We start from the raw sequence: 12861 nt of genomic DNA, 5'->3' as shown, positions 1-12861 counted from the left end.
GATAAAGTGGTGAAAGAATAAGTCTGGAGAGGGTTAATGAATATGGGCATCTATTATACGTATCAGCATGAAGACGCTTGGAAAGTAGCATTGGAGCGAGGGTATCTACAAGGTGACGCTCAATATGCCTTGTTCAATAATGAGGGATTTGATCACTTTAAACCAGCCTATGACTGGATGGTTGAACAATACGAGCAGCGAATCGGGATTCCGCTGAATGGGACCTATCCGGTCTGGTGTCGGGACAAGTTCCCTGACCTAGGCACCGGAAATCGGGTCGGACAAGGGAATAAAGGGGTCGTGCTAACGGTTGAATTGCAAGATGACGAAGTGTTGGTTTCGGAAATTTCGTTTTGGGACTTCGTTCCGTATCACTCTACTTTTTGCGATACGGCTGAAGCATTTGACCACCGGGAAGACATTGACCCGGCATATACACGAAAATCTTGGGAGAAAATTTTTGATCAGAAGTGGTGCGAAGATATGGCGGTCAATCGTTCGATTGAGGCACCAGACTATCAATACGTGATTCATCGTATCGAGCTGCATCAAGTCCGGGCTGTCATGCCGTTCCAAGACTTGAGTGACGGTTGGGTGGACCGAATCCGCGGATTCGGATGGCGTCTCGGTCATCGACTGGGTTTGAAGAAGTCGATACCGTTCCAGTGGCGAGACCAAACTGGGTTGAAAGAAATTAGTTGAACAAAAGGAGTCTGGTTTCATGACGCAGCGCGAACGGTTCAATCATTTGTATGAAAGCGGCAAGCGCTCGACCCGTCAGGCAATCATTCTGTTTGCACTGATTACAGGAATCAGTGTGACCTTGATGATGATTGGCGAACGTCGTCTCGCTGAATTCATCTGGTTCCTTCTAGTGTTTCCATCTGTCGGTTTCGTGAAAATAGGGGCTCGGACGAACACATTGCTGCGTTTCAACCAGTCCGCCGAGTATAAGCGGCTTGTGCGTCTCGAATGGTGGACAGCATTTGGACTGATTGGAGCATATGTTGTATTGATCTTGACGCTACTGCTCAATCCGGAACTAATCAGTGTGATGGTTGTCGCAACCGGTATTTATGGAATCGGAATCATTGCGTCGTCTCGGCTCGATCAAAGACTTGGAAAAGTTGACCCGGAGCACGTGACGCACAAGGTGTATGCCCGAGGGAAAGTCGGTTACTTCAACTCATAAAAGCCGGAAAAAGGGAGTAGCGCGCGCTACTCCTTTTCGTTTACCCGATCGACCAATTGTTTCGCTTCAAGCAGGGACATGCCATGAGTCTCACGCAAGAATTTAACGGTCGGGATCATGCCAATCGTATCGATTTTTTCTTTAATCGACGCATGAAACTCAGCATCTTGAACGATTGGTTCGGTATGGAGTTGTTTTCGTTTCAATGCACTCATATCCTTTGCTTGTTGCGCAATGATATTGAGCAAGAAGGCGTTCAAGATCAATGAGGCAGTTAACATGATCGTGGTCCAATCCATTCAAACACTCCTTTCGATTTACGGGCGAGTCTCTAACGTCTCTTCAATTCGATCCAGTCGTTCGATTAACGTATTCATCTGTTCTTGTTGATGCAAGGCGGTTAGTTTCTCAAATTCGATTTGTGCGTTAGCGCGTTGCTCATAACGATTCATGAATCGTACGATTGTCACAATGAACAAAATGATGAGAAGCAACGGGAGCAGTGCCATAACTCCCTCGAGAAATGAGAATAATACTTCCTCCATGTGGTTTCCTCCTTGTGTGACTCTTAGATATTACGATTTCAAATACGATTTGGTTTCATCGAGCGGAACGTATCCAGGCTTGGTCCGCCTTCGTCTGACGTCCGAGTCAAAATAATGAGATGGTGTGTACATTCCTAGTGGGACATAGTACGAAACAAATGTTTTCAAGTAAAATGGCAGTGGAATTACATCAGCTAATATCATGACCGTCACTGGGGTCACCATGACAAATAATGCAACTGTCATCATCACTTCTGTTTTGATGAACCGATGCAATATGCGCATCAACCAAATGAACGGGAAATAGAAATAATAAAAGAATCGATTCACATCATAACGTCCTTTACTGAGCGGTTCGCCCAAATTATGTATATTCGTCTTTTTCAGTATAATAGGAACACCACATACAAAGAAGGAGCATTTTCATGAATCCATCAATTGCGATTATCGGAGCGGGCGTGAGCGGATTGTATGCCGCGTCGCTCCTCATCGAGAAAGGCTATGACGTCACCGTTTTCGAGGCGCGTGACCGTATCGGGGGACGGGTGTTGAGCCATGACGGTTTCGACCTCGGCCCGACCTGGTATTGGCCAGAGACAGAGACGACGATCACCCAACTCATCGAACGGCTCGGTCTCCCGACGTTCACACAATATACGGCCGGTGATTTGATGCTTGAGCGGCAGTTCGGTGTCATCGAACACCATACGCTCCCGCCAGGTCACACCGTCCCATCGATGCGACTCGTGGGTGGAATGATGACACTGACGACAGCGCTTGCTGCCACCTTGCCTGACGGAACGATTAAACTCGAGTCGACCGTCACCTTGATTCAACAGACAGAAGACGAGGTCTCCATCGAACTCGAAACAGGGCGATCTCAAACGTTCAGTCATGTCATCCTTGCCATCCCGCCACGACTCGCATCACGCATCAGCTTCCAACCAGAACTGTCTGAAACGACGAAGTCGAACCTAGCAAATACGCCGACCTGGATGGCCGGGCAGGCGAAAGTACTCGCCGTCTACGACCGCCCGTTTTGGCGAGATAATGGTCAATCTGGTCAAGGCATGAGCTGGGCCGGAGTGTTGCAGGAGATTCATGACGCCTCGCAGCCGGGCGGACTTGCGGCGTTATTCGGCTTCTTTCGGTTGTCTGCTGCCGAACGTTCGGTATTCGATCAAGACGAGCTGAATCGTCGCGTCATCGATCAACTCGTGCGACTGTTCGGGGAAGAGGCGCGGCAGTCACGTGATGTCTTGTATATGGATTGGTCGAGTGATCGTGACACGGCAAGCCCGCGAGATGCCCAGCCATTAACCGATTTCCCCGTCTATCAGCCGATTGCGCTCGATCCACCTTGGGAAGGACGGCTCTAACTCGCTGGGACGGAGACGGACTCCTTGTTCGGCGGTCATATCGAAGGCGCGCTCCGGGCAGCGGAGCGGGTCGTCGAGCACCTCTAACCAAAAATGCGTATCATCCCAAGCAAGGGACGATACGCATTTTTTATTTGAACTTCTTGATCATCAGCGAGAGCGAACGATTGATCATCGCCATCTCGTCATCTTCGAGCACGGAGAACATCTCTTCGGCGAGCCGTTCCTCGATGGCATCGATTTGTTTCGAATACTCCATACCGATTGGGCCGAGCCGGATGAAGCTCTCGCGCAAGTTGTCCGGGTTCTTCTCTTTTTTTACGAACTGACGCTGTTCGAGCACTTTGAGCACTTGGCTGACCGCACTTTTCGAGATATTCATCTTCGCGGCAATCTCGGTCGTCGTCCACGTGTCTTGGCGTTTGAACAGGAGTAACATCTGTTCTTGCTGGTAACTGAGTTCGAATTCGTTCAACTCGGTAAAATATTTAGTGAACAACAAGTCGAGCTCGTCAATTTGACGGTACATCTCGATGACTTGCTGTTTGCGTGTATCATTCAATCGTCGTTCTCCTTTCATCGCGTGTCACGGAACGTCTGGCTCCGCACGTATAACACGATACTGCATACTAATCCGATTATACCAAATGAGATGAGCAACGTTTGAATTGGTACGGCCAGGGCGACCAAAATCGACAGGACAGCGAACGCAATCGGTTCTAGTCCCGATGCGGCGAGCGCCATGATGCTCATGACGCGTCCGATTTTGTCGTGGTCGCTATGTTCTTGCATGAGTGTGACCGTCGGCAAGTAGACGAGCATCAACATAAATCCGCTCGCAGCTGCAGCCAAGGCAAGGAGTGTGATGGACTGCGCCTGCGTATAGAGGAAGAAGGCCCCAATCGTCAAAAACAGGACGCGGAAGACGAAGCGACCTCGGTGGACCGAGCGGAACAACAGGACGAGAAAACTCGCCACGAACGTCCCGACAGCAAGTCCACCTTCAATCAAACTCAAATCAAACGCGTTGCCACCCCGTTCACCGACGAGAATCGGGATGCTCATGATGAGCGGTCCCATGACGAACAAGTTGACGATAGCAATCGACAGCGTCCCGCTCCGTAAAATCGGCGTGCTCGAGACGTAACGAATGCCTTCTTTCAAATCGACGATGACATGACCGAGCGACATCGCACGGGCTAGGGGGATGGAGTCACGAATCAAGCGCGGCATGATCAAGATAGCGGCGATGAAAATCAAGACGGCCGCCGTCCCGAAGCTGAGCCCGAAGCCGCCCCATGTGAGTAAGGCACCGGCGAGGAACGGTCCGAACACGAACATGAGCTCGAGCGTCCCTTGGAAGAGCGAGTTGGCACGCTGCAGCTCTTCTTGTTTGACGAGCGACGGAATCAAAGATGACAACGCCGGATAAGACATGCCGTCGAGCAGTCCGAACACGATGGAAATCATAATCAAGGCGAACACCGAATACGCGTCCGCAAGATGAAGCGCCACGACCGCGACCATGAGAAGACCTTGTCCGAGGTTCGTCAAAAATAAGAGCCGACTCTTTTGGAATCGGTCGGCGAATACACCGCCGAATATCATCATCACGACACGCGGCAACGAGACGGCGGTCATGATAATCCCGAGGAGGGCGGGTTGCTTCAGCACATCGATTGTGAGCCACGACACGCTCAAGAAGAAAATCGAGAACCCGAGCGTGAGCGTCATGCCGGATAACCACGTGAATACGAAGCGTGGATTTTGTAGCAAATTCATAAAGAAAACCTCAGTCTTTCTACCTTTTAATATAGTTAAGTTAACTAAACTGTATAGTGAAGTGAATGGTTCGTCAAGCGAGTAGGCCACTACAAAACAATTGTAAAAAAACGGAACTTTTTTTACTGAAAACCGTATAAGTAGTTAAGAGGTGAATGATATGAACAAACAAGAACGACTACATAATGTGAAACGAATGAATTTACAGTGGATGTTGTTACGGCTCATGTTTGCTTTGCCGACTGGGGTTTTGGTCTATTACTTCTTACAGTCGCAAGGCTCCCCGATGATTATGGCAACGTTCCTTCTATCGTTGACCAGTGCAGCAAGTATTTTGTTTATGAGGGAAGCTCGCTTCGTCAAAGCATTAACGACACGTGACCAAGTGAAGAAGGTAATCGGTATCCAATATCAACTTGATTACTTGTACGTCATTATGATGGCCGTGATTTTTCCGATGATGATGCGACTGAATATCCTGACCAACCTGATTCCTTTCCTTCTATTCGTCGGTGGCAGCGCATTAATCTGGTTTACGCAGCATAAACTCGATCAACAGTTGAGCTGGATGGATACAGAACAACCGACTCGTCGCGAGATTCAACGCACGAGATTCATGTGGTGAGGTACCGATATGACCAAACAAGAACGCATCAATCTGATTTATAAAATCAATATAAAGACGGCCGTGCTTCAAAGTCTGCTCACGTTTCCGATGGTGTTTTGTCTCGTCGGATTGATTCAGTCGGATTCATGGAATGGTTGGTACGTGGCCGGCGTACTCGCCTGTCTATTGCTGCTGGGAGGAATCTTCTTCAAGGCGAACCGAGTCGAGACAGAGTTGACTGAGCGAGAGGATGCCAAAACTATCATCGCACGTCGGAACGGATTTGTCTTTGCGCTGTTCGTCCTTTTCCTTTTGTCGTTTGCCCTGACGCTTAAACTAGGGTGGACATACGCGTGGATATTAGGTGTAGCGGTCGGTGTCATCTATGTCGGGTATCGTTTGATCCGAAAGCAAGACGAGCGGTTGATGAACATCGATCCGGAGCATCCGATGCTTCGTGAGATACGGCTCGACAACGTCAGAGACTGAGGAGGGATGAGATGGATCGAGAAGCCCGGACTGAGGCATTGTTACAAATCTACACGACGTATCGTCGTTTCATGATTGGAAGCAGTGTCGTCATCTTTGTGAGCGCGCTTTATTTCATGATGCACACGACGTATTCTGGTGTGATTGCGGTGGCCAGTCTTGTGCCGACACTGTTTTTCGAATGGAAACAGACCGTCCTGTATCTTCGGTTCAATGACGACTGGACATATCGGCGTCTCGTGAAAGGACAATTCTTTATCTTAGTAGCTACCTTCCTCACGTTGTTCAGTCTCATCACCCTGTTTTTGACGGGGCAGATTCATCCGGACGTGTTGATGTGGGCGATGGTCATCGGGGCACCACCGTCTGTGTTGTTGCCGCTGTGGATGGATCGAAAACTGCTCAAACTCGACCCAGAACACGTTACGTCAAACATGCTGGATAAAGCCAATCGTGAGAAGCTGAAGCGTCGACTTGACGGAATCAATGATTAGAAAAGGAATGGAATCGTATGACGAAACAACAACGGATTGACGAAATGAACCGATACCGTGAGCAAAAGAAGCGGCGGCGGGACATACTATTCGCTCCTGTCCCTGGACTATTGTTTGTCACGCTGCTCGCCGATCAACTGTGGTGGGTATGGGCAGGTTTGATGAGTATATTCGCAATCGGTTCGATTGTATATGTAATACAAGAGGGCAAGGCGCTCGCCAATCTGTCTGCGGAACCGAAAGCACAAGTCGCGACGAGAAACGTCTACTGGGTGTTAAGCGGATGGTACGTCATTATCGTCGGTAGCGTGGCAAGTTATAAATTGGAGGCTCCATGGTGGACGTGGATTCTCACCATTGGGATTGCCGTCACGTTGCCGCCTTTGTATAAACGCGTCAACGAAGCTGTCCAAAGCGCAGATACAGTCCAACCGGTCCGATCTGAATTGATGACGACGCGGGGGTTGATGTGATGATCTTGACGAAACAAGAACGAATCGAACGATTACTCGCGCATGAGGATGCGACGTGGCACTGGCGCTACTGGGGCCTTTTCTTCAGCCTTGTCGCTGTCGCGTTCATCTCGTATCAGACATCGATTTACTTACCGCTCATCCTATTTGCAGTGTATTTGCCCCAATTATGTGTCGCGTGGTGCAAGACGAAAGTGTTGCTGACATTTAATCCGGATCCTCGCTATCGACGTTGGATTTACAGTGATTTCATCGTCGAATGGTTCATCTTTTTGCTGTTCATCTGTCTACTCGCTGCCTATCACACGGGCCTTCTCACGATTTGGCCACTCATGGTCATGTTGGTGACTGGGACGATTGGCGGGTTACTGTTTTCATACATGGTCACCCGAATCGTTCTGACATTTGATCAACATCACGTCACGAATCGGATGTTCGACGAAGCGAAAACTGAGCGCCGTGCACACGAAAAGACGAGTTCCTGATCATCGGAACTCGTCTTTTTTCACATTTCAGGACATAGGTCCTTTATGCTCGAGCGCTCGAGGAGTAAGCTTGAGATGTACACAGTATATAGAGAGAATCGAGGAAGAGACTATGTTAGCCATTGTAATTGGACTCGTCATCGGGATTTTGTTGCCGATGCAGACGAGCGTGAACTCACGTCTGCGCACCATCGTCGGGTCACCGTTCGTCGCGTCGTTTCTGTCGTTCGCGATCGGGACGACCTTTTTAACACTTATGTTATTACTCACCGGGCAGTCGTTCGGGATTGAATCGTCCATCTTCCGAGCAGAACCGCTTTGGATGTGGTCGGGCGGCTTGTTGGGGGTCATCTTTTTAACGGGTAACATCCTCTTGTTTCCAAGGCTCGGCAGCGTTCAGACTGTTATCATGCCGATTTTTGGACAGATTTTGATGGGACTGTTGATTGACCACTTCGGTTGGTTTAATTCAGCCGTCAACGTCCTCACGCCGTGGCGCGTGTTCGGGGCCTTGCTCGTGTTACTCGGCGTCGTTGGGACGGTCGCGCTCACGGACTGGATTAACCGTCGCCGTGGTAAACTCGTCGCCTCATCGCAGACGGGAAATGGCAATTTGAACGCTTGGCGCCTCGTCGGAATCGGGACCGGTATGATGAGTGCGACACAGACGGCCATCAACGGTTATTTGGGAACGGTGCTCGAATCGGCCTTGAAAGGGGCGCTTGTCTCGTTCGTCGTCGGGACGGTCACGTTACTGCTCATCTTGCTCGTCTTGCGGCCGAGCGTCGAATGGTGCGGGTTACGTGGTCAGCCGTGGTGGATTTGGCTCGGCGGGATCATCGGGGCACTGTTCATCGGCGGGAACGTCTTAATCGTGCCGATGGTCGGGACCGGCATCGCCGTCGTCATCGTCATTGTCGGCTTGCTGTGCGGAAGCCTGCTCATCGACCGTTTCGGTTGGTTCGGGGCCGCCAAGAACCCGGTCACCGGGATTCAACTCGTCAGTTTACTCGTCATGGTCATCGGAATCATGCTGATTCGTTTATCATAAGGAAGGAGAGACATCATGCGCGGAGTACTGTTCGCCATCAGTGGCGGCTTCTTTTTAACGCTACAGAGCGTCGCCAACGCACGCATCAGTTCAAGTATCGGGACGTGGCAGGCTGCGACGTTGACGCAATTGACGGGCTTTCTCGTCGCGCTCGTGATCATGCTCGTCGTCCGCGACCGGACGTACGTCCACATGCGTCGCGTCGAGCCGCTCTATTTGTCAGGGGGCGCGTTTGCTGCGTTCATCTTGTTCAGCAATATGACGGCCGTGCATGAGCTCGGCGTCACCCTCACCATCTCGTTGTTCTTAATTGCCCAGCTTGCCCTCGCGCTCGTCATCGACTGGCGCGGCTGGTTCGGGATGTTGCGCCGTGACTTGAACCGGACGCAACTGCTCGGTGTCGTCATGATGATTGTTGGGATTCTCGTATTGAAAGGATGACGTGCGATGGAACAAATTGACCATTACATGAAGCGGTATGGGCTGGATGAGGTACTCCCATCAGCCGTTCGTCCTCAACTCAAGCTCGTCCGTTACGCGACGGGGGAGGCGATTTGCACCCAAGGCGCTAAGGCCGAGCAGCTCCACTTTCTCGTCAGTGGAAAGATTCGGGTGGCCCACACGTCAGCGGCCGGGAAGCGGCTCGTCTTGTCGTTCAAATATCCGCTCGACTTGATTGGCGACATCGAGTACGTCCGCCGAACGCCGTTCTTGAACACGGTCGAGGCGGTCACGCCGGTCGAGATGATCGTCGTCCGCTTCGATGAGCTCGCGCGTCATGCCAAGGAGGACGTCACGTGGCTCCACTATTTGTTGGAAGGGATCACGAAGAAGTTTGAGAGGAAGTCGCAGTCGATGAGTTTCAACTTGTTTTATCCGGTCGATGTGCGGCTCGCGAGCTATCTGTTGTCGATGACACCGGAAGAGACGACGCTCGGGTCGACCGTCGATGAGTTGACCGATATCGCCGATTTGATTGGAACGAGCTATCGCCACGTCAACCGGACGCTCAAGCGGTTCGTCGAGCAGGGATTGATTGAACGGGATCGTCGATCGATTGCAATCATGGATCGCGCCGGGTTGATTGCCGTCGCCGGGGAGAGTATTTATGAATGAGGAGGACACATCATGGCACTTGGAATGATGCTCGCGGTCATGGGCGGCATGCTCGTCTGTGTGCAGAATACGTTCAACGCCAAAGTGAAAGAACAGGTTGGGGCGTGGGCGACGACGACGCTCGTGCTCGCCCTCGGTTTCTTGGCGTCGCTGCTCGTCGGACTGATTAGTGAAGGAATGGGTCTGTTCGCGGTCACGGGGATGGAGACGTGGTATTGGTTCAGCGGCATCATCGGGGTCGGCGTCGTCATGAGCGTGACGCAAGGGGTTCAGCAGCTCGGACCGAGCCACGCCATCTCGATTGTCATGGTGTCGCAAATTCTCTTCGCGCTCCTGTGGGACACGCTCGGCTGGTTCGGGCTCGAGGCCATCCCGTTCACGTGGAAGACAGCGCTTGGCATCGTATTGATTGTGGGTGGGGTGTTGTTGTTCCAATTGAGTGGAAAAAAAGAGACGGCTCATCAAAAAGCAAAGCAGGTCGGTTAAAACGATTTTCGACAAGTTGAACAAGTTTGCCCGTGTTCCTGCCGTTTGACGACGGTTTGGCAATGCGGGCATTTTTTTGTGAGCGAGGCGCTTGGTTGAATGGGGGAGCGGTCGCCGAATGAGGACGGATAGATGGTATAAGAGCGGGTCACAATGAAGCCGACGATACCGAGCAGGACGACTAAAATCAGAATATCCATCGAAGTACCTCCTAATTATTGGTATGCTACTTGTATATACGGTAAATGTCCGAATTGGTTTCAAGGAGGAACAAATGATGATGACGCGAGAAGAACGAATCGAACAGTTACAGAAACGCCCGAAAAAAGGTGCATTTAACTTGTTATGGGCCGCCGCAGCTGGACTAGGAGTGGGATGGTGGATTTACGCCAATGCGTCGTTGCAGCTACTTGCAGTCTTCTCCTTTTTGATCATGACGGCTGTCCCGTTTAGTGTTGTCACGTGGCAGAAGACACGTACACTTTTGACATTCAATGAACATCGCTCTTACCAACGATTGATTCGGGCGAAGGGCGTCATCGTGATTGCGATGTTATGGGGTATGCTCGGTCTGATGTTTGGACACGTATCCGGATTCTTTGCATTGTCCGTGTTCAGCGGACTGTCGGCAACGTTGATTGTAGGTATGTTAGTGGTTGAGACATGGCTTGATTATCGCTTGCTTCGGATCGATCACGAGCATGTCGCGGATAGCTTGATTAGCTTTACAAAACGCGAGCGCTTGAAGCGCAGTTGGGATAAGAAATATAGCGATTAAAGAAAGCAGGGGAGCAATGATCATTTGGAATGACATACCGGACGACCCGAATCGGTTGCCCGCATTAACGGACGACGTATTGACTGAAGTGGAAGGGCGCCTCGGGGTGAAGCTGCCGGACGATTATCTTGAGTCGCTTCGTATCCAAAACGGGGGATATGTCGTACAACGCGATTTGCCGATTATATGGAATGGACAAGATGACATCGCCCTCGTTGATTCGATTGCCGGGGTCGGATTACATAAAGGGATAATTGAATCGAAAACCTTATTGACCGAATGGGGTGTTAAGGATGAACGTTTGATTGCGTTCGCCGGGGATGGGCACTTTTTCCTCGCGTTTGATTACCGCGATGGGTCAAATCCGAACATCGCTTTCATCGATACGGACACTGAACAGATTGATATTTTATTCGATTCGTTTCACCAGTTAGCCGAAGCACTCACGACGGTCGATCTGGGAATGTATGAAGAAGTGATGCCGGAACCGGTCACGGGAATGGCTGACGGGGAGCCTTTCCCTGATTACGCGCGACGCTTACTCTATAGCAATCATCCGGAAGAAAAAATCGATGGTGCGGTTATTTGGTTCAATGGGGTGGATTCGTTCGGAGCGGACGAACTCGTTCGCGAGTTGTTGACATGGATGGATGACGAGACGTTACGAGATTCGGCGACAAGCATCATTCAAGAAATCATCATTCGCCGGAAACCGCTCAACCAACAACTGTTCGAAGCATTTTTTGAAACGCTTCTCAGGCAAGACGATACCTATAGTAAACAACGCTACGAAGAGACGATATACATTCTCGATAACGATATTCAAGTCGAATGAAACAATTTGTCGTTTACGTTCGTAAAGGAAGGCTATGAGATTCATTTAGGAGGAGTTACATGATTCCAAAGACTGAACGATTAAAACAAATGGTCGAGAACGACCGTAAAGTGAACCGGACGGCACTCCTGCTCACGTTCGCGATTTTAGGAATCGCCTTTTACTTCATCTTCACGCAAGAAATCTCGTTATTGACGTTTGCCGTCATCATCATGGCGACGCAGCTGCCAAGTCTCTATCGGGCATGGCACCGGATGAAGTTACTGCTCACCTTCAATGACGAGGCACGCTATCAAAAGTTCGTGCGCCTCGAGTTCGGTATCGTCCTCGCGAACGTCATCTTGCTAGGCATCTTTATCGCCATTGCTTGGGCGATTGAAGGCTCGCTCGTCGTCTTCACGATCCTGCTGATTGCCTTGTTCATCCCATTCATCTTCATGTCAGTGTGGGTGAATCGGAAAATCGAGTTGATTGATTCGGAGCACGTGACGAATCACGAACTGCGGACGGCTCATCGCGACGCGTCCAATAATCGTTTCAAGTAAAACGGAGGGACGTGCAGATGAATGAGACGAAGACTAATCTTCTTTCTAATTGTCGGGTTGTTGTTTTTGAATGCGTGTAATGCGAATGGTCGTGAACTCGTCGTCGGGACGTATACAGATGAAAGCACCATCGTCTATTCTGGCGATACGCTCACGGACGAAGCAGAAATTGGACGGTTTCTTGAGTTGATTGAGACGAGTCCTTTGTCTGAATCAACAGTCACAGGTTTGCCCGACTACGTCATCACGGTGAACAACCGGTCCGAGTCGACGATGGAAGCGACGGTGAACGTCTGGGTACTAGATGATAACAAGATGCTCTTCACTCGTGGATTGGAAGGAACCGATGTATTTGAAGTCGATTCGATGTACACCGAAGAAGTGAACGAGATCTTGAGTCTAAATAACTTTTAAATGGAGTGAGTAGATTAAGGTGGATATGCGAGTGTTTGACATGCTCTGGTCGCTTGGAACCTATTCTGTCGTGTTAGGCGGAATCATTTTTGTATTGAAGCTGATTGTCGGAAAATCGAATACAGGCAACTAAAAGAAGCATCTGACACGACGTCAGATGCTTCTTTTCATGAAAACATGCCCACCAAGA

Annotated in this window: 21 protein-coding genes; 16 read left to right on the top strand and 5 right to left on the bottom strand. The window is 50.3% G+C overall.

Annotation, left to right across the window (positions count from 1 at the left end):
- Nucleotides 1–36: 36 nt before the first annotated feature.
- Together KNP85_RS13665 and KNP85_RS13660 are read left to right on the top strand one after the other, a co-directional pair.
- Complete coding sequence (locus KNP85_RS13665) at nt 37–702, top strand: DUF3841 domain-containing protein (protein ID WP_214803590.1); 666 nt, start codon at nt 37–39, stop codon at nt 700–702.
- 19 nt (nt 703–721) lie between these two features.
- Complete coding sequence (locus tag KNP85_RS13660; protein ID WP_214803587.1) at nt 722–1192, top strand: hypothetical protein; 471 nt, start codon at nt 722–724, stop codon at nt 1190–1192.
- 26 nt (nt 1193–1218) lie between these two features.
- Here the strand turns inward: KNP85_RS13660 and KNP85_RS13655 are convergent, their stop codons facing one another.
- Nucleotides 1219–1491 carry a hypothetical protein gene (locus tag KNP85_RS13655; protein WP_214803584.1) on the bottom strand — a complete coding sequence of 91 codons (273 nt, stop codon included), beginning with the start codon at nt 1489–1491 and terminating at the stop codon, nt 1219–1221.
- A gap of 18 nt (nt 1492–1509) precedes the next feature.
- Complete coding sequence (locus tag KNP85_RS13650) at nt 1510–1737, bottom strand: hypothetical protein (protein WP_214803582.1); 228 nt, start codon at nt 1735–1737, stop codon at nt 1510–1512.
- A gap of 425 nt (nt 1738–2162) precedes the next feature.
- Here KNP85_RS13650 and KNP85_RS13645 point away from each other — a divergent pair, with 425 nt between their 5' ends.
- Nucleotides 2163–3116, top strand: coding sequence for a flavin monoamine oxidase family protein (locus KNP85_RS13645; RefSeq protein ID WP_214803579.1), 954 nt, complete (start codon nt 2163–2165; stop codon nt 3114–3116).
- A gap of 130 nt (nt 3117–3246) precedes the next feature.
- Here the strand turns inward: KNP85_RS13645 and KNP85_RS13640 are convergent, their stop codons facing one another.
- Both KNP85_RS13640 and KNP85_RS13635 read right to left on the bottom strand, forming a co-directional pair.
- The gene (locus tag KNP85_RS13640; protein WP_251136302.1) at nt 3247–3678 is read right to left on the bottom strand and encodes a MarR family winged helix-turn-helix transcriptional regulator; all 432 of its coding nucleotides are present in this window, start codon (nt 3676–3678) and stop codon (nt 3247–3249) included.
- Nucleotides 3679–3692: 14 nt separating this feature from the next.
- The gene (locus KNP85_RS13635) at nt 3693–4898 is read right to left on the bottom strand and encodes an MFS transporter (protein ID WP_214803573.1); all 1206 of its coding nucleotides are present in this window, start codon (nt 4896–4898) and stop codon (nt 3693–3695) included.
- 160 nt (nt 4899–5058) lie between these two features.
- Between KNP85_RS13635 and KNP85_RS13630 the strand changes: the two genes are divergently transcribed.
- The 9 genes from KNP85_RS13630 to KNP85_RS13590 all read left to right on the top strand — a co-directional run bounded on the left by KNP85_RS13630 (nt 5059) and on the right by KNP85_RS13590 (nt 10099).
- Nucleotides 5059–5523 carry a hypothetical protein gene (locus KNP85_RS13630; protein ID WP_214803571.1) on the top strand — a complete coding sequence of 155 codons (465 nt, stop codon included), beginning with the start codon at nt 5059–5061 and terminating at the stop codon, nt 5521–5523.
- A gap of 9 nt (nt 5524–5532) precedes the next feature.
- The gene (locus KNP85_RS13625) at nt 5533–5994 is read left to right on the top strand and encodes a hypothetical protein (protein WP_214803568.1); all 462 of its coding nucleotides are present in this window, start codon (nt 5533–5535) and stop codon (nt 5992–5994) included.
- Nucleotides 5995–6005: 11 nt separating this feature from the next.
- Nucleotides 6006–6488, top strand: coding sequence for a hypothetical protein (locus KNP85_RS13620; protein WP_214803565.1), 483 nt, complete (start codon nt 6006–6008; stop codon nt 6486–6488).
- A gap of 17 nt (nt 6489–6505) precedes the next feature.
- On the top strand, nt 6506–6961 hold the full coding sequence (locus KNP85_RS13615) for a hypothetical protein (protein ID WP_214803563.1): 456 nt from the start codon (nt 6506–6508) through the stop codon (nt 6959–6961).
- The gene (locus tag KNP85_RS13610) at nt 6961–7446 is read left to right on the top strand and encodes a hypothetical protein (RefSeq protein WP_214803560.1); all 486 of its coding nucleotides are present in this window, start codon (nt 6961–6963) and stop codon (nt 7444–7446) included. The genes KNP85_RS13615 and KNP85_RS13610 overlap by 1 nt, the downstream gene beginning before the upstream one ends.
- Before the next feature lie 112 nt (nt 7447–7558).
- Nucleotides 7559–8497 carry a DMT family transporter gene (locus KNP85_RS13605; protein WP_214803557.1) on the top strand — a complete coding sequence of 313 codons (939 nt, stop codon included), beginning with the start codon at nt 7559–7561 and terminating at the stop codon, nt 8495–8497.
- Between the two features lie 15 nt (nt 8498–8512).
- On the top strand, nt 8513–8938 hold the full coding sequence (locus tag KNP85_RS13600; protein ID WP_214716089.1) for a DMT family transporter: 426 nt from the start codon (nt 8513–8515) through the stop codon (nt 8936–8938).
- Nucleotides 8939–8944: 6 nt separating this feature from the next.
- Entirely contained in the window at nt 8945–9613 is a 669-nt protein-coding gene (locus KNP85_RS13595; RefSeq protein WP_214803553.1) for a Crp/Fnr family transcriptional regulator, read from the top strand.
- A 12-nt stretch (nt 9614–9625) separates the two neighbouring features.
- Complete coding sequence (locus KNP85_RS13590; RefSeq protein ID WP_214803550.1) at nt 9626–10099, top strand: DMT family transporter; 474 nt, start codon at nt 9626–9628, stop codon at nt 10097–10099.
- Here KNP85_RS13590 and KNP85_RS13585 read toward each other — a convergent pair.
- Nucleotides 10096–10299, bottom strand: coding sequence for a hypothetical protein (locus KNP85_RS13585; protein ID WP_214799836.1), 204 nt, complete (start codon nt 10297–10299; stop codon nt 10096–10098). The genes KNP85_RS13590 and KNP85_RS13585 overlap by 4 nt on opposite strands.
- Before the next feature lie 77 nt (nt 10300–10376).
- On the opposite strand from KNP85_RS13585, the gene KNP85_RS13580 reads away from it, so the two are divergent.
- From KNP85_RS13580 to KNP85_RS13565, 4 genes are read left to right on the top strand one after another with little or no spacing between them, the layout of a single operon-like run.
- Nucleotides 10377–10877, top strand: a complete 501-nt coding sequence (locus KNP85_RS13580) for a hypothetical protein (protein ID WP_214803547.1) — start codon at nt 10377–10379, stop codon at nt 10875–10877.
- Nucleotides 10878–10893: 16 nt separating this feature from the next.
- Nucleotides 10894–11712, top strand: coding sequence for an SMI1/KNR4 family protein (locus KNP85_RS13575; protein ID WP_214803544.1), 819 nt, complete (start codon nt 10894–10896; stop codon nt 11710–11712).
- A 59-nt stretch (nt 11713–11771) separates the two neighbouring features.
- Nucleotides 11772–12257, top strand: coding sequence for a hypothetical protein (locus KNP85_RS13570; RefSeq protein WP_214803541.1), 486 nt, complete (start codon nt 11772–11774; stop codon nt 12255–12257).
- A gap of 21 nt (nt 12258–12278) precedes the next feature.
- Nucleotides 12279–12671 carry a hypothetical protein gene (locus KNP85_RS13565; RefSeq protein WP_214803538.1) on the top strand — a complete coding sequence of 131 codons (393 nt, stop codon included), beginning with the start codon at nt 12279–12281 and terminating at the stop codon, nt 12669–12671.
- Nucleotides 12672–12861 lie beyond the last annotated feature (190 nt).

The organism is Exiguobacterium sp. s194, from assembly GCF_018618275.1.
Taxonomy (GTDB): Bacteria; Bacillota; Bacilli; order Exiguobacteriales; family Exiguobacteriaceae; genus Exiguobacterium; species Exiguobacterium chiriqhucha.
This window is presented reverse-complemented; position numbering and strand designations above follow the sequence as displayed.